General features: G+C 60.9%; 16 protein-coding genes. 5 read left to right on the top strand and 11 right to left on the bottom strand.

Going from position 1 to position 15,699, the window contains the following annotated elements:
• Positions 1-67 precede the first annotated feature (67 nt).
• Positions 68-499, bottom strand: coding sequence for a hypothetical protein (locus JJ917_13625; GenBank protein ID MBO6699865.1), 432 nt, complete (start codon positions 497-499; stop codon positions 68-70).
• Positions 500-505: 6 nt separating this feature from the next.
• A complete protein-coding gene (locus tag JJ917_13620) occupies positions 506-1,474 on the bottom strand; it encodes a tyrosine recombinase XerC (protein MBO6699864.1) in 969 nt (322 codons plus the stop codon).
• Between the two features lie 269 nt (positions 1,475-1,743).
• Between JJ917_13620 and JJ917_13615 the strand changes: the two genes are divergently transcribed.
• Entirely contained in the window at positions 1,744-2,778 is a 1,035-nt protein-coding gene (locus JJ917_13615; protein ID MBO6699863.1) for an ABC transporter substrate-binding protein, read from the top strand.
• A gap of 96 nt (positions 2,779-2,874) precedes the next feature.
• Here the strand turns inward: JJ917_13615 and JJ917_13610 are convergent, their stop codons facing one another.
• Both JJ917_13610 and leuC read right to left on the bottom strand, forming a co-directional pair.
• Complete coding sequence (locus tag JJ917_13610) at positions 2,875-3,165, bottom strand: hypothetical protein (GenBank protein MBO6699862.1); 291 nt, start codon at positions 3,163-3,165, stop codon at positions 2,875-2,877.
• An 80-nt stretch (positions 3,166-3,245) separates the two neighbouring features.
• A complete protein-coding gene (leuC, locus tag JJ917_13605) occupies positions 3,246-4,673 on the bottom strand; it encodes a 3-isopropylmalate dehydratase large subunit (GenBank protein ID MBO6699861.1) in 1,428 nt (475 codons plus the stop codon).
• A gap of 235 nt (positions 4,674-4,908) precedes the next feature.
• Here leuC and JJ917_13600 point away from each other — a divergent pair, with 235 nt between their 5' ends.
• From JJ917_13600 to JJ917_13585, 4 genes are all read left to right on the top strand, one after another.
• Positions 4,909-6,270, top strand: a complete 1,362-nt coding sequence (locus JJ917_13600; protein MBO6699860.1) for a hypothetical protein — start codon at positions 4,909-4,911, stop codon at positions 6,268-6,270.
• Between the two features lie 275 nt (positions 6,271-6,545).
• Complete coding sequence (locus JJ917_13595; protein MBO6699859.1) at positions 6,546-9,188, top strand: hypothetical protein; 2,643 nt, start codon at positions 6,546-6,548, stop codon at positions 9,186-9,188.
• A 217-nt stretch (positions 9,189-9,405) separates the two neighbouring features.
• A complete protein-coding gene (locus tag JJ917_13590) occupies positions 9,406-9,723 on the top strand; it encodes a bacteriocin (GenBank protein MBO6699858.1) in 318 nt (105 codons plus the stop codon).
• An 83-nt stretch (positions 9,724-9,806) separates the two neighbouring features.
• Entirely contained in the window at positions 9,807-10,391 is a 585-nt protein-coding gene (locus JJ917_13585; protein ID MBO6699857.1) for an NUDIX domain-containing protein, read from the top strand.
• A gap of 78 nt (positions 10,392-10,469) precedes the next feature.
• Here JJ917_13585 and rplS read toward each other — a convergent pair whose 3' ends face one another.
• From rplS to ffh, 7 genes are all read right to left on the bottom strand, one after another.
• A complete protein-coding gene (gene rplS / locus JJ917_13580) occupies positions 10,470-11,006 on the bottom strand; it encodes a 50S ribosomal protein L19 (GenBank protein ID MBO6699856.1) in 537 nt (178 codons plus the stop codon).
• Between the two features lie 239 nt (positions 11,007-11,245).
• Positions 11,246-11,926 (bottom strand): tRNA (guanosine(37)-N1)-methyltransferase TrmD, encoded by a 681-nt coding sequence (gene trmD / locus JJ917_13575; protein ID MBO6699855.1) that lies wholly within the window; start codon positions 11,924-11,926, stop codon positions 11,246-11,248.
• Positions 11,923-12,486: a 16S rRNA processing protein RimM gene (rimM, locus tag JJ917_13570; protein MBO6699854.1), complete on the bottom strand. Its 564-nt coding sequence runs from the start codon at positions 12,484-12,486 to the stop codon at positions 11,923-11,925. The genes trmD and rimM overlap by 4 nt, the downstream gene beginning before the upstream one ends.
• A 26-nt stretch (positions 12,487-12,512) precedes the next feature.
• A complete protein-coding gene (gene rpsP / locus JJ917_13565; protein ID MBO6699853.1) occupies positions 12,513-12,986 on the bottom strand; it encodes a 30S ribosomal protein S16 in 474 nt (157 codons plus the stop codon).
• 22 nt (positions 12,987-13,008) lie between these two features.
• Complete coding sequence (locus JJ917_13560) at positions 13,009-13,545, bottom strand: GNAT family N-acetyltransferase (GenBank protein MBO6699852.1); 537 nt, start codon at positions 13,543-13,545, stop codon at positions 13,009-13,011.
• Positions 13,542-14,084 carry a GNAT family N-acetyltransferase gene (locus JJ917_13555; GenBank protein ID MBO6699851.1) on the bottom strand — a complete coding sequence of 181 codons (543 nt, stop codon included), beginning with the start codon at positions 14,082-14,084 and terminating at the stop codon, positions 13,542-13,544. The genes JJ917_13560 and JJ917_13555 overlap by 4 nt, the downstream gene beginning before the upstream one ends.
• The gene (ffh, locus tag JJ917_13550) at positions 14,081-15,661 is read right to left on the bottom strand and encodes a signal recognition particle protein (GenBank protein MBO6699850.1); all 1,581 of its coding nucleotides are present in this window, start codon (positions 15,659-15,661) and stop codon (positions 14,081-14,083) included. Before ffh ends, JJ917_13555 begins: the two co-directional genes overlap by 4 nt.
• Between the last annotated feature and the right edge of the window lie 38 nt (positions 15,662-15,699).

Genomic DNA, 15,699 nt, shown 5'->3' with positions numbered 1-15,699 from the left:
CTGAGTCGCCTTGGGCGGCAGCAAGTTCTAGATCGACTTGGCCATCCGGCATGACAGCGCCGCCGCTTCAATCCACCAATGTGAACTGCGCAAGCATCGTTTCAGTCTCGCGCCCAGCTTGATTGTAGTCATTGGTGACTTCGACATTGATTTGATGACCTGTCAGCTCAAGGCGCATGAACCGCGTTGCCGTGAAGGTGAAGAACACTGCGCGCAGCGATGGCCCTTCGGCTTCGGCTTCCTCGGCAAAACTCCAGGTGCAGAGCGCGCGCCCGCAGCGCGTTTCAGCCTTCACCCGCACGCCGCTGACGACATCATCGATACAGCGCAGGTCGACCGTGATACGCGCCAGCTCATTTTGCGCCGGACGCCGCGCCTCCCAAATTGTTTGGCCCTGGTAGCGACACCAGTCGGGCGCCGGCGCGGTCAACGATGTCTGGGCAAGCGACGGCGCTGAGTGCGTGAGCAGTGAGAGACAAAGCACCAAAATGATCCGCATCTCGCCTTACTCCTGCACCCGCGCCCTCGGATGGGCTTGGGCGTAGCTGGCAAGCAGGGCCGAGCTGTCAACGCGGGTGTAAACCTGCGTCGTCGACAGGCTGGCATGGCCCAGCAGGTCCTGGATCGTGCGCAGATCACCGCCGGCCGCCAGCAAGTGCGTGGCAAAGGCATGGCGCAGCGCGTGTGGCGTCGCAGTCGAGGGCAGTCCTAGCCGCCCCCGCGCGGCCTCGGTAACACGGCGCACGATCCGCTGGTCGAGCGGGCCACCGCGCGCGCCACGAAAAAAAGCTTCATCGGTTTCCAGAGAATAAGGCACCATGCGCGCATAGGCATCGCAGGCCTCGCCAATCATCGGCAACACCGGCACGATCCGCGTCTTGCCGCCCTTACCGGTGATACGCAGCGAGCGCGTGTTGTGTGTCGCAGAGGGTGCCTCGCCTTTGGTGATCGACAGTGCCTCGGAAACGCGAAGCCCCGCGCCGTACATCAGCGCAAAGACAGCTGCATTGCGTGCAACGATCCAAGGTTCTGCTTCCAAATCATCGGCCTTGCCACGCGCCATCTTCAACGCGGCATCGGCATCAACAGGCCGCGGTAAACGATCGGGCAATTTAGGGGTTTTGACGGCGCGTGCCGGCGCAGCTTCGGCCAATCCCTCGCGCTCCAAAAATGTCAGATAAGACCGGATCGCCGCCAGATTGCGCGCCCGCGTCCGCGGGCTGGCTCCAGCTTCCACACGCCGCGCCAAAAATCGCCGGATCATGGCCGGGCGCAAATTGGCAAGCGCCATCATCAGATCGTCCGACACATCATCGAGGAAGGTCAAAAACGCCTGCACATCGGTGGCGTAGGCGTGAAGCGTCGCCTCGGCCAAACGCCGCTCGGACCGCAAATGCGTCTGCCAATCGGCAAACCGGCTGGCAGGTGGGGGCGCGACCGAGGGTACGGCCACAAGATCCGCTTCATCTGTCATGGCCCGATCATACCACATCGCGCGTTAGCGGCTTGTTAATCACTTGACGTTGCGGCGCGCGGGCATTCGCCTCGGACTCAAGAGTAATTCCTGCCATGCTGTTGACATATCGTTGTCCCACGGTAGTTTCCGGCTTCTCCATCGGAGTTTTGCCACCCTATGCGCGAGACGCGCTGAAGTCTCGCACGCTTAAGTATTCTTTACTTTTGTTCTTACGAGACTTTGGGGCAACGCCGATGGACTGACAAATCAGGGAGAATATTTTGTCTATCAAGAATGTATTCTTGGGAGCGGGCGTCGCTCTTGTTGCCACGACCGGTGCCGCCGCGCTCGCACCATCACAAGCACACGCCTGCGACCTCGACCGCGATATCGTCTTCGGCGATCTCGATTGGGCCTCCGCCCAGTTCCACAATCGGGTTGCCCAGTTCATCCTGGAAGAAGGCTTTGGCTGCTCAACCGACGTGATTCCGGGTTCCACGCTGCCGATCTACAACGGCATGGCGCGCGGCGATGTCGATATCACCATGGAAATCTGGGTGCCGAACGTCCAGGAATGGTGGGATGAGGAAACCGGCAAGGGCACCGTCGAAGCCGTTGGCCTGGCCTATCCCGACGCTGTTCAGGGCTGGTTTGTGCCGCGTTATCTTGTCGAAGGCGACGACGCACCGGCCGCCGGCCTGACATCGGTCAGCCAGTTGGGCGAGTATGCCGAAGTCTTCCAGGATCCTGAAGACCCCGATATGGGCCGCTTCTACAACTGCATTGCCGGTTGGGGTTGCGAAGACGCCAACACCCGCAAACTGTCGGCCTATGGGTTGGATGAAACCTTCACCAATTTCCGTCCTGGCACCGGCGGCGCACTGGCTGCGGCCATCGAGTCCTCGATCCTGCGCGAACAGCCGATTGTCTTCTACTACTGGGGCCCGACCTGGGTCATGGGTAAGATCGGCGATGACGTGATCCAACTGGAAGAGCCGGCCTACGACGCTGACACTTGGGCTGAAATGATGGCGGCTGATCCGGCGGATTCCGCTGAGGTTGCAACCGCCTACCCGGTGATCCCGGTGGAAATTGGCGTCAACTCAGAGTTCGCCACCGAAGCGCCTGAAATCATCACCTTCCTGGGAGAGTACGGCATGACCGGCGCCGACGTGTCTTCCGCCCTGCTTTTCATGCAGGAAAACGATGTGGAAGCCGATGAGGCCGCTGAAGAGTTCCTGCGTACCCGCGAAGATCTCTGGACAGCTTGGGTCAGCGCTGATGTTGCTGACCGGGTCCGTGGCGCACTGGCCGACATGTAAGCAGTCGTCGCCTGTGACGAACGCGCAGGCACATGCCAACACAGACACAAAAAACGCCGGGGTTCGTCCCCGGCGTTTTCTTTTCTGGCATCTCGATTACTGGCTTGGATCAAGCCTTGTAGCGGCCGAATTGTCGTACCGGCGCTTTTCGTCGCGGGTCATCATCGCTCTGGCGATGAGATAGGCGATGGGCACCGCGACCAAAAAGCTTAGCGCGATCCCGGCAAAGAGGGGAAGTGCGCCACTGTCGAACTGGAAGATGGGTGTTGCGAAAATCGGCTCACCAATGGCAATCACCGCCACCCAGAGCACGCCGAAGGTGACGGCGGCGACCGGCAGAAACGCCAAGGCCGCCATCGACCAAACTGTTTTCGTTTTCTCTTGCATCTAAGCCTCCATTGCAGAGTGCGATGAAGAGAAAACGCCGTGTCTGGCGGCCGGTTCCCGAACGACCGACCGAGATCTGCTTAGAGTTCTCGAATGTCCACGAAATGTCCGTGGATCGCAGCCGCCGCAGCCATGGCCGGCGAAACGAGGTGCGTGCGGCCCTTAAAGCCCTGACGACCCTCAAAGTTACGGTTGGACGTCGAAGCGCAGCGCTCTTCCGGCGACAGTTTATCAGCGTTCATCGCCAGACACATGGAGCAACCTGGTTCGCGCCAGTCGAACCCAGCGTCGACGAAGATCTTGTCGAGTCCCTCCTGCTCGGCTTGCTGCTTCACAAGGCCAGACCCTGGCACGATCATCGCCGACAGTGTGTCGGAGACCTTGCGATCCTTCACGACTTTGGCGACTTCGCGCAGATCCTCGATCCGGCCATTGGTGCAGGAGCCAATGAACACACGATCAAGCTTGATGTCGGTCATCTTGGTGCCAGCCTCAAGGCCCATATAGGCCAGCGCGCGCTCTTTGGAGGCACGGGTGTTGGGGTCTTCGATCTTGGCAGGATCAGGCACAGCGCCGGTAACCGAAACAACATCTTCCGGGCTGGTGCCCCACGTGACGATCGGCGGCAAATTGGCGGCATCAAGCACCACTTCCCGGTCGAAATGCGCGCCTTCGTCGCTCGGCAGCGTTTCCCAATAGGCCTTGGCCATGTCCCAGGCGGTGCCCTTGGGCGCACGCGGGCGGCCTTCAATGTAGGCGTAAGTCTTCTCGTCTGGCGCGATTAGACCAGCGCGTGCGCCGCCCTCGATCGACATGTTGCAGACGGTCATCCGCCCTTCCATGGACAGCGCCTGGATGGCTTCGCCGGCATATTCGATCACCGATCCGGTACCGCCAGCCGTGCCGATCTCGCCGATGATGGCCAAGATGATGTCCTTGGCGGTCACGCCTTCAGGCAGCGCACCGTTGACGGTGACGCGCATGTTTTTTGCTTTTTTCTGGATCAGCGTCTGGGTCGCCAGAACATGCTCGACCTCCGACGTCCCGATGCCATGGGCGAGCGCCCCGAACGCGCCATGGGTGGAGGTGTGGCTGTCGCCGCACACAATGGTCATGCCGGGCAGCGTAAAGCCCTGCTCCGGCCCGACAATGTGGACGATACCCTGGCGGATATCGACCTCATTATAATAGTCGATGCCGAACTCAGCGGCGTTCTTGGCCAGCGTATCGACTTGCAATGCGCTTTCCGGATCATCGATACCCTTGGAGCGGTCGGTGGTCGGCACGTTGTGGTCCACCACGGCGAGCGTGCGCTGCGGGGCGCGGACCTTGCGGTTCGTCATGCGCAGGCCTTCAAAGGCCTGCGGGCTGGTCACTTCGTGCACAAGATGCCGGTCAATGTAGAGCAGCCCAGTTCCATCATCCTGCATGTGAACCAGATGATCGTCCCAGATCTTGTCGTACATCGTGCGGGGAAGGGTCGTCTGCTTGCCCGAAGCGTCGGCCATGATGAAATCCTGCGGTTTGGAAGAGTTTCTGGCGTCTCAGATAGCCGCTCCGCTTCGCTGTTGCAACGCCTGGCGAAACGGGACGCATCGCCGTCCGCGACGCTAGCGTTCAGCCGATCCTACCGCGGGCACCATGCCGCGCCCCGCCATACATTAGCAATTGATTATGATCAGCCCCGACGCGCTGCCACTTGCTAGGCCAAATTTCCACGCGACAAAAGGAGAGGCGCTCATCATGGCGACACACCGCACCCCACATCCGCACACATTCCAAGCAGCGAGTCTCGCCTTGCTTCTGGGACTTTCCGCCGGTGCCGGCATCCAATCAGCGCATGCGCAAAGCGCCCATTTCGACCCGACCTATGGTTACATCAGCGTGGCGCGCGGGTTCGGCAGCCAGAGTTTCTCCTTGCAGGCCGGCGGTCAAATCAGGGCGTCAGATGTCGGTAGCAATTGCTCCGGCTACATCGCCAATGCTCCCGACTACACCATCGATTTCCAAGGCGCTGGTCGGGTGCCGCTGGATATCAGCGTCAACTCCAGCACCGACACCACGCTGGTGGTGATGGGCCCAGACGGATCGGTTTATTGCAACGATGACAGTGATGGTCTCAACCCCGCGCTCAGCATCGGCCATCCTAGAGCCGGCAATTATGCGGTTTGGGTCGGCACCTATTCCGATGGCGATACCTATCCCGACGCGACGCTCATCGTCTCGGCGCGTTCGGGCGGTGTTCGTCAACCAGTTGGATTCAACGCCCAGGCCGCCCCAACCTACGGCATCATCGAGGTCGCACGCGGGTTTGGCAGCCAGCACTTCGATCTCCAGGCCGGCGGCACGATCAGCGCCAACGCGATCAACAACAATTGTTCCGGCTACATTGCCGATGCACCTGATTACACCATCGACTTCCAAGGTTTGGGTCGTGTGCCGCTCGATCTTGCCGTGCAATCAAGCACCGACACCACGCTGGTTGTGGTTGGACCGGACGGTGACATCTATTGCAACGACGACAGCAACGATCTTAATCCCGCGCTGAGCATCGCCAGCCCACGCGCTGGAGCCTATACAGTGTGGGTCGGTACTTTTTCGCGAACCGACACCTACCCCAACGCAACGTTGACGATCACCGCTGGCCCAGGCGGCGGACGGCCAACACCACGCCCGCCGGTCGCTTTCAACGCCCAGGCCGAACCCACTTATGGTTACATCACCGCCCAGCGTGGATTTGGAACGCAAGACTTTGATCTGCTCGCTGGCGGCGCCCTGCGCGCATCCTCGGTCAACGGCAATTGTTCCGGCTGGATCGCCGATGTGCCGGACTACACCGTCGACTTCCAAGGCTTGGGCCGCGTGCCTTTGGAGGTGCGTGTCCAGTCGCACATTGACACGACCCTGGTCGTGGTCGCGCCCGATGGTGCTGTTTACTGCAACGACGATGCCAACGGCCTCAACCCGGCGATCAGCATCCAAGGCCCTATGGCCGGCGATTACGCGGTTTGGGTCGGCACCTACTCCGAAACCAGCGATTATCCCAATGCAACGCTCACCGTCGCCGCTGGGCCCGGCGGTGGTCGTCCGGTACTGGTGAAATAGCGGCCTTTCGAACCGGCGCTGACCGCTTCCCTTTAAGCCGTTCAGCGTCGGTTCAGGCGTGCTGCCTCTACTGTGCTTGCGTTAGTGTGATGTCTGTCACGGCGCAGATGCATCGCTCTGTTAACTGAGGTTTGCCCCGCTCTTTGCGCATGGTCACCACTCGGTGGACAAGCGGCCAAAGCGAGGCGTAACCTCGCGCGCGTCGAAACGACCGGGCAAACACCAAGGGCAGCCTTTCGCCGCTGCTTGCAAACCAACAAGGGGATCCCGCACGCATGGCTTTCCAAAGCTCCACAAAACCCGCCATCAAACTGCTCGCAGGGGTCGCCACCACCGCGCTTTCTCTTGGACTCGTCGCTTCAGCATCGGCGCAAAACAGCCAGCTTGATCCAACCTTCGGCACGGTCAGCGAGGGGCAGGGCTTCGGGTCCGTGTCGCAAACGATTCAGGCCGGTGGGGACATCGACGCCAGCGGCTTCGCGCCAGGCTGCAACGGCTTCATCGCCGACGCGCCGGACTTGATTTTCGACTATAGCGGCGATGCCTCGGTTCTGATCGAGGGGTCGTCGGACGCCGACACGACCATGGTCATCGAGGCGCCGGACGGACAAATCCTCTGCAACGACGATTTCAACGGCCTGAACCCTGGCATTGAGACCTCCTTCGGAGAGCGCGGTCGCTATGCCATCTGGATCGGCACGTTTGAGCCCATTCAGAACAACACGTTCCCCGATGCCGACATCATTTTGTCTGAACTGGCCGACGTTGCCCCACCGGTCACACCCACACCCAACCCTTCCGCCACCGGCTTCAATGCCAACCAGCCGCCGACCTTTGGCGAAGTGGAGATTGGCGCAGGCTTTGGGACGCAAGAATTCACGCTGCAGGCCGGCGGCCAGATCAATGCTTTTGACACCAACTCAAGCTGCGCCGGGTTCGTCGCCGATGTCCCAGACTACCAGCTGACCGTCGCGCCCGGTACCGGCACCATCGATCTGGCAATAACCTCGGACGTCGATACGACGCTGGTCGTGGTGACGCCCAACGGTTCGGTGCTCTGCAATGATGATGCCGTCGATCTCAATCCCGGGCTGCAGATCAGCAGCCCATCTGCTGGTAGCTATGCCGTCTGGGTTGGCACCTACTCGCCGATCGAGAACGATTTCTTCCCCGGTGCGCAGCTGACCATCTCGACCTCAGGCGCATCCGCACAACCGACAACGCCGACACCGACACCCGGACCGACCGGCAGCGGCTTCAATCCCAATCAAGCGCCCACCTTCGGTGAGATTGCGGTCACGACCGGTTTCGGCAGCCAGACCTTCACGCTTCAAGCTGGCGGCGACATGGACGCTTTTGGCATCAACAATGCCTGCGCAGGCTTCATCGCCGACGTACCCGACTATGTGATCAACTATCAAGGCGGCAGCCGCGGCCCGCTCGATCTAGGCGTTGAATCAGACGAAGACACAACGCTCGTGGTCGTCGATCCCAACGGCCAGGTCTTCTGCAATGATGACGATCTCGACCTCAACCCGGCGCTCAGCATCGCGTCACCGGCGATCGGTAATTACGGCGTCTGGGTCGGCACCTTCAATCCGATCCAGAACGACTTTTACCCTGACGCAACGCTGACGGTCACAGCCGGTCCAAGCAATGATCGCGGTTCGGTCGCCCCCGGCAGCCTGGGCGATCGCCTGCGCCAGACGCCCACATTCGGCTCCGTGCAGCTGAACTCAGGCTTTGGCGGGCATGCGGTCGACCTGCAAGCCGGCGGCGCGCTGGAAGGTGCAACGCTCGGCCAGTTCTGCAACGGCTTCGTTGCCGAAGCCCCGGACTATGTCGTCGGCTATTCCGGCAATTTGGCGCTGCGCATCACGGCAACATCCGATGATGATACGACGATGGCGGTGGCGCTGCCCAATGGTGAGGTCCGGTGCAATGACGACTTTGCTGGCCTCAACCCCGGCCTGATCGGCCCGGAAGGCTTGACCGGCGACTACGCGATTTGGATCGGCACCTTCAACCCGATTGAAGGCGATGTGTTCCCGGCCGCCAATCTGCTGATCGAGGAGGTGTCTACCACCAAAACCCACCCCTCCGGCGCCATCAACTCCATGTCGCTGACGGCCGGCTTCACCCCCGATCCGTTCACCACGACGCTTGCCGCCGGTGGCATTATCGATGCCAGCACGGTCGATCCATCCTGCTGGGGCAACATCGCCAGCACCCCTGATTTTGTGCTCAACTACACCGCTGGTGACTGGCCGCTGCGCGTATTCGTCAACTCCGATGCCGACACGACACTGCTGATGCGCACGCCAATCGGCGAGGTGCTCTGCAATGATGACACTGATGGTCTCAACCCGTCGCTATCCCTGACCACGCCAGTGTCCGGCCAATATGAAATCTTCATCGGCACCTACGACCCCACCGCCGGAAACCCCAACGCGACTCTGGCCATCAGCGAAATCCTGGATGAGAAGATCCTGCCCGATGGCGCGGTGACGGAAACATCCGTGTTCGCTGGAATGACACGTCAGGATTTCGAACTGCTCGCGGGCGGGTCCTTTGAAGCCTTCGACACCTTCGGCGACACCTGCAATGGCTTCGTCGCATCCAATCCCGATTTTGTCGCCTTCGTCGATGGTGGTGGCGTCGATGTGGAATTCACCGCGCGCTCGGCTGAAGACACCACGATCGTCGTGCGTGGACCGGATGGTACGGTGTATTGCGACGATGATTCCGGGGGCGACTTCAACCCGCTGGTGCTCGTCGATCGAGCCGCCAATGGACCCTATGAGGTCTGGCTCGGCACCTTCTCTGCAGTCGGCAATGCGCCAGCGACCCTGTCGATCCGCGACATCAACGCTGGCACAGGCACCGCACCGAACGTGCCCGGCGAGGGCAAAAAGTAGGCTTCTCGCCGCAAAACAGACCGAAAGCGGCGGCGCTGAAGAGTTTCGCCGTTTTCTTTAGAAAGCGCTCACCGAGGCGGCAACCAAACCGCTCCTGTAGCGTTTCGTGATCAAGGCATTGACGGCGATCAATCGACAGACGTGCCTTCGCCATGCATCCTAGCGGCGCCGCGCGCTGACGGGATGGCGCGTCCACCGCACTTAGGAGATGATCGTGATGTCACACACTCAAACCCTCAGCCCAGCCGCCAAGCGTGGTTCCAAGCGCATTATTGCCAGCATCGTTTTGGCAGGCGCTCTAGCCATGACAGGCTGCCAATCGATGAGCCGCGTTGAGCAAAACACGCTGGCAGGTGGCGTTATCGGCGGTGGTCTTGGCGCGCTGACCGCAGCCGCCTTTGGTGCAAGCGCTGGATGGGTCGTCGTTGCTGGCGCCGCCGGCGCAGCAGCAGGTGCCATCTACGCCCGCAACACAACGACCAACGAATGCGCTGTCTCAAACGGTGACGGGACCTACCGCATCGTTCGCTGCTAGAAGCGGAGAGATAGTTTCAATCGCCAACCCGGCTCATGCAATGTGAGCCGGGTTTTTTGTGTGAACTGCCAAGGCCCTGACCCGTGAAAGAAACAGAATTCTTCCGCCCTATCGAGCAATTAGTACTCTCCGACAATTGGGGCACGCTGACCAAACACACCTTTGCGTTGAAACGACGCGACGGCACGTGGCAGAACCAGACCCGCGAGGCCTATGATCGCGGCAATGGCGCGGCCTGCCTGCTCTACAACCGCGATCAGGACACGGTGTTGCTGGTCAAACAGTTTCGCCTACCGGCGATGCTCAACGGCCATGATGGCTTTTTGATCGAAACGCCAGCCGGCCTCTTGGAAGGCCTTGACCCCGCCGAGCGCATGCGCGCCGAACTTGAAGAAGAAACCGGCTACAGCGTCTCCAAGCTCACCTTGGTGTTCGACGCCTTTATGAGCCCTGGCTCGGTAACAGAGAAACTGGCCTGTTTCATCGGCGCCTACGCGGCCAAGGACCAGGTGTCGGAGGGTGGCGGCCATCCCGACGAGGGCGAAGACATTGAAGTTCTCCACATCCGGCTCGACGAAGCACTGGCCATGATCGCATCCGGCAAGATCGCCGACGCCAAGACGATCATGTTGCTGCAGCAACTTGCGCTGAACCGCGACTTGCTCTGAGCGATCCTGCCACCAGACACAAAAAAGGCGGCCAGTTGGCCGCCTTTTGAAACTCAGAGAAATGCGAGAGCTGAAAGCCTATTCGGCTTTGTCTTCAGCCGGTGCCTCGGCTTCAGCAGCAGCGGCCTCTGCGGCGGCAGCTTCAGCTTCGGCAGCAGCGGCAGCCGCAGCTTTGGCTTCTTCCTTGGCAGCCTGAGCGGCGGCTTTGTCAGCAGCGATACCAGCACGCACTTCATCGTTGAGTGCACGGGCACGCACGTTGGTTGCCTCGGCGATACGCGCCGATTTACCGCGACGGTCACGCAGATAATAAAGCTTCGCGCGACGGACTTTACCGCGGCGGATCACTTCGATGCTGTCCAGCAGCGGCGAGTATAGCGGGAAAACACGTTCCACGCCTTCGCCGTAGGAAATCTTGCGCACCGTGAAGCTTTCGTTGAGGCCACCGCCGGAGCGCGCAATGCACACACCTTCATAGGCCTGCACACGGGTGCGGGTGCCCTCGGTCACGCGCACGTTCACCTTCAAGGTGTCGCCCGGTGAAAAGGTCGGGATCGGACGCTTGGCTTCAAGCTCGGCAGCGTGTTCTTTTTCCAGTTCAGCGATGAGGTTCATCGGCTGATCTCCATCTGTCTCGGTCCAGAGGCATCACAAGGGCCCTGCGCAAGGGTGCGCTGGAAGAAAGGCCGCGGGATGCGTGCGTGTTCGAACAAAGCCCGTCGGTGATGATCATTACGATCTACCAAGCGTTGGAAACGCAAGGTGCACAGGCTGTTTTGTCAATCCAAAAACCCGGCAGTCGCCTACCGGGTGAGCGGTTCGCATACACCACGCCCTAGCGCTTGTCGAGGGTGCTAGCCCAGCAAATCAGGACGGCGCGCGCGAGTCAGGGCCTCGGCCTGCTCCCGTCGCCACTGATCGATCTTTTTATGGTCACCGGAACGCAAAACGTCCGGAATGCTGCGCCCCTCCCATTCCACAGGGCGTGTGTAGTGTGGATGTTCCAGAAGCCCATCTTCAAAGCTTTCATGCATGCCAGACACGTCATTGCCCATCACACCGGGCAAAAGCCGCACCACAGCATCCAAGAGCACCTGAGCGGCAACTTCCCCGCCCGACAGCACATAGTCGCCGATCGAGACCTCTTGCAGGCCACGCGCTTCGATCACGCGCTCATCCACGCCTTCAAAGCGGCCGCAGACAATCACCGCGCCCGGCCCTTGGGCGAGGTCACGCACCATGCCTTGCGTCAGAGGCACACCACGCGGCGACATGAGAAGTCTCGGGCGTGGGTCATCCGAGGACACATGGGCATCAAGCGCCTTGGCCAAAATGTCGGCCCGCAACACCATGCCCGCACCGCCACCGGCCGGGGTGTCGTCCACAGAGCGATGTTTATCCGTGGCCGCGTCGCGGATGTTGTGGGTTTCGAGCGACCAAAGGCCATCGGCCAGCGCCTTGCCAGCCAGCGCCGCACCAAGCGTGCCGGGGAACATGTCCGGATAGAGCGTGAAGATTTCGGCCCGAAAGCTCATCCATCCGCCTCAGCCGGTTTCTTCTTTGGCGGATCGAGCAAACCCTCAGGTGGATCGAGCACGACATAGCCATCAGCGATCTTCACGGTCGGCACGATGGCTTTGGTGAACGGCACCAAGACCGACGGGCCGCCACGATCAGGCTTCACATCAAGCAGATCGTCGGCGCCGTAATTGGCCACCTGAATGATGTCTCCGAACCGACTTCCGTCGATGAGGCGCGTTTCCAGGCCAATGAGATCGGCGTGGTAAAAATCATCCTCATCGTCCGGAGTTGGCAGCGCCGAGCGCGGCAAACCAAGCTCAACACCGTTGAGCTCCGCCACTTGCTCACGGCTGGTGATGCCCTCAAAGGTCGCCACCACCATATCAGGCGTTTTGCCCGGTCGCAGACCGGTCAAAACAATCGCTCCCATGCCGTCGGCCCGTCGCAACGGACCATACTCGGCCAGCCCTGCCGTATCATCGCCGAACAGCTTCACCCGCGCCGCACCGCGCACCCCATTGGGCGCACCGATGCGGGCAAGAATGATGAACGGATCGTCGGATGAACCCGGCATGGCCAGATAAGCCGTGGGTCGAAACCCTAGCTGGCTTTCTCTTCCTCGGCGCTGGCGTCTTCGGCAGCAGCCTCTTCGGCAGGGGCTTCTTCAGCCGGCGCCTCTTCAGCGGGCGCCTCTTCAGCCGGTGCGGCGGCAGCTTCAGCTTCGGCTTCGGCCAGAGCGGCCGCCTTGTCAGCTTTTTCCTGCTCGCGCTCTTTGGCTTTTTCGCCAGGAACAGCTTTGTTGGGGTTGTTGCGCGCTTCGCGCTTGGCAAGACCAGCTTCATCCAGGAAGCGCAGGACACGGTCGGTCGGCTGGGCGCCAACGGACAACCAATGCTGAATGCGCTCAACGTTCAGCTTCACGCGATCTTCGGAGTCTTTCGGCAGCAGCGGATTGTAGCTGCCCACTTTCTCCACATAGCGACCGTCGCGCGGCGCACGCGCATCGGCAGCAACGATGGAATAATAGGGGCGCTTTTTTGACCCGCCACGGGCGAGACGCAGTTTGATAGCCATAGTTGAATGTCCTTTTGTTCAGCTATTTCAAGAATTGGGAAGGCGGAAGGTGCCGATAGATATCGGCGGTAAAGCTGGCAACCGTCTCGGTGCGCTCAAAGCTGGCGCCGAGGCGCTCGGCGAGCCTGCGAGAGGGGATGTTGTCTCTATCGATGAGGCTGATGGCGGTTCGCCAGCCAAGCGCATCATAGGCAAAGCGCAGTGAGGCGCGCGCCGCCTCTAGAGCGTAGCCCTTGCCTTGGAAGCGCTTGATGAGGCCCCAGCCGATCTCGCGCTCCGGCCAGCCTTCGGGAAAGTTGGGGCCGGCATGGCCGATGAACTGGCCTGACTCTTTTTCTTCTACCGCAAACATCGCAAACCCGCGCAGATGCCATTGGCCGATACGCTGCGCCACCATGCGCCAGGCGTCCCAGGGCGCCATGACGCCGCCGATGAACTTGGCGTTGTCTTCATCGCCATAGAGCTCAGCGTAGCCAGCCGCATCGGCCTCTTTCCAGCCACGCAGGACAAGCCGCTCGGTCTCGATGGTTGGAATGGTCAGCGCGTAGTTGGTGATCAATGGACCATCTCCTCGCGCGTACCGATCTGGTGGCGGTAAAAGAAAGAGGGGCGGCCATCGAAAACGAAATCCTCGCCGCGCACCGCCCCAAGCTTTTCCGCCACACGCTGGGAAGCAATGTTGTCCGGATGGGTCATGGAGAACGGCGCTGGCTGGTCTTCAATCTGTGTCCACCAAACGAGCGCCGCACCGGCTGCTTCATGGGCGTAACCCTGCCCGGTGAATGCCGGGAAAATGCTCCAGCAGAGCTCCGGCTCTTCCAGGCGCGCCGGATGCCAAAGCCCGGCCCAACCGACCAGGTCCTCAGTTTCCTTGTCCTCGACTGCAAACGTACCGTAACCGCGCAACGCCCATTGCCCGGCGAGACCTTCAAGATAGGCCCAGGCCGCATTGCGATCGACCGCGCCGCCGCGAAACCGGTTCGCCTCATCGTCGGCTAGAAACGTCGCCAAGGTTGAGAAATCGTCGAGATTCCAACCGCGCAGGATAAGCCGTTCGGTTTCCAGGGTCGGCGCAAAGATGGGTGATTCGTCGCTCATTTGCGCTTCTTCTTTTTGCCGCCGCGCTGAGGAACGCCCAGGCCTGGAAGCCCAGGCATGCCCGGCATGCCGCCACCAAGTCCGGGCAAGCCACCGGGTGCCCCGAGCCCTGGAAGACCGCCACCGGCCTGCTGCGCCATTTTCGCCAACGCATCCGGATCAAGGCTAGGAGCTGCTCCAGCATCGCCGCCAGCACCGCCTTGCGCCGCCTGGGCTGCTGCAATCTCTTCGGGGCTTGGCATGCCGCCGCCGAAAAGACCGCCAAGCATGCCGCCTTTTTTCTTGCCCATGGCCTTCATCATGTCGGCCATCTGACGATGCATTTTCAAAAGCTTATTGACGTCTGCCACCTGCATGCCGGAACCGGCCGCGATGCGCTTTTTGCGGCTGGCTTTAAGAACATCGGGCTTCGCCCGTTCCTTTGGCGTCATCGATTGAATGATCGCGATCTGGCGGGTGATCGCTTTGTCGTCGATGCCGGCCTGATCGATCTGCTTTTTCATTTTGCCGATGCCGGGCATCATGCCCATCAGGCCGCCCATGCCGCCGAGCTTCTGCATTTGTTGCATCTGCTCTTTGAGGTCATTGAGATCGAACGCGCCCTTTTGCAGGCGCTTGGCCATCTTGGCCGCTTTTTCCTGATCGATGTCCTGGGCGGCTTTTTCGACCAGCGAGACGATGTCGCCCTGACCCAGAATGCGCCCGGCGATGCGCTGCGGGTGGAATTCTTCCAGCGCATCGACCTTCTCGCCAGTGCCGATCAACTTGATCGGCTTGCCGGTGACCGCGCGCATCGCCAGCGCCGCACCACCACGCCCGTCGCCATCGACGCGGGTGAGCACGATGCCGGTGACATCAAGCCGCTGATCAAAGGCGCGTGCGGTGTTCACCGCGTCCTGGCCGGTCAGCGCATCGACGACGAGCAGCACTTCATGCGGCTTGGCGACCTGCTCGATCTCGGCGGTTTCAGCCATCAAGGCTTCATCGACCGTGGTGCGGCCAGCGGTATCAAGCAGCACCACATCGTGACCGCCGAGACGTGCTGCATCCATCGCCCGCTTGGCGATCTGCACCGCGCTTTGGCCTTCGACGATAGGAAGCGTCGGCACCTCCAACTGCTCGCCGAGCACACGCAACTGCTCCATGGCAGCCGGACGGCGCGTATCGAGCGAGGCCATCAAGACCTTCTTTTTCTCGCGCTCGACAAGACGTTTGGCGATCTTGGCCGTCGTCGTCGTCTTACCCGAGCCCTGCAGACCGACCATCAGGATCGGCACCGGCGGCACGGAGGCAAGGTCAATGGTCTGCGCTTCGGAGCCAAGAACCGCCACCAACTCGTCATGGACGATCTTGATGACCTGCTGGCCCGGCGAAACGCTTTTTAGAACCTCAACACCAACCGCGCGTGCCCGCACCTGCTCGACAAACGCACGCACCACTTCCAGCGCGACATCAGCTTCCAAAAGCGCACGGCGAACCTCGCGCAGAGCTTCGTTGACATCTTTCTCCGACAGCGCACCGCGTTTGGTGAGCCCATCGAAAATGCCGGAAAGGCGATCAGAAAGCGTATCGAACATGGTTTCGGTCCAGTCTGGTTGCTGAGTCGCGCGAAAAC

The organism is Hyphomicrobiales bacterium (genome assembly GCA_017642935.1).
Lineage (GTDB): Bacteria > Pseudomonadota > Alphaproteobacteria > Rhizobiales > MH13 > MH13.
This window is presented reverse-complemented; position numbering and strand designations above follow the sequence as displayed.

Coding starts and splice junctions, on each gene's coding strand:
- JJ917_13600 (MBO6699860.1), top strand. CDS start 4,909: ATGGCGACACACCGCACCCCACATCCGCACACATTCCAAGCAGCGAGT.
- JJ917_13610 (MBO6699862.1), bottom strand. CDS start 3,165: ATGCAAGAGAAAACGAAAACAGTTTGGTCGATGGCGGCCTTGGCGTTT.
- JJ917_13595 (MBO6699859.1), top strand. CDS start 6,546: ATGGCTTTCCAAAGCTCCACAAAACCCGCCATCAAACTGCTCGCAGGG.
- rplS (MBO6699856.1), bottom strand. CDS start 11,006: ATGAACCTCATCGCTGAACTGGAAAAAGAACACGCTGCCGAGCTTGAA.
- JJ917_13590 (MBO6699858.1), top strand. CDS start 9,406: ATGTCACACACTCAAACCCTCAGCCCAGCCGCCAAGCGTGGTTCCAAG.
- trmD (MBO6699855.1), bottom strand. CDS start 11,926: ATGAGCTTTCGGGCCGAAATCTTCACGCTCTATCCGGACATGTTCCCC.
- leuC (MBO6699861.1), bottom strand. CDS start 4,673: ATGGCCGACGCTTCGGGCAAGCAGACGACCCTTCCCCGCACGATGTAC.
- JJ917_13555 (MBO6699851.1), bottom strand. CDS start 14,084: ATGAGCGACGAATCACCCATCTTTGCGCCGACCCTGGAAACCGAACGG.
- ffh (MBO6699850.1), bottom strand. CDS start 15,661: ATGTTCGATACGCTTTCTGATCGCCTTTCCGGCATTTTCGATGGGCTC.
- JJ917_13620 (MBO6699864.1), bottom strand. CDS start 1,474: ATGACAGATGAAGCGGATCTTGTGGCCGTACCCTCGGTCGCGCCCCCA.
- JJ917_13625 (MBO6699865.1), bottom strand. CDS start 499: ATGCGGATCATTTTGGTGCTTTGTCTCTCACTGCTCACGCACTCAGCG.
- rpsP (MBO6699853.1), bottom strand. CDS start 12,986: ATGGCTATCAAACTGCGTCTCGCCCGTGGCGGGTCAAAAAAGCGCCCC.
- rimM (MBO6699854.1), bottom strand. CDS start 12,486: ATGCCGGGTTCATCCGACGATCCGTTCATCATTCTTGCCCGCATCGGT.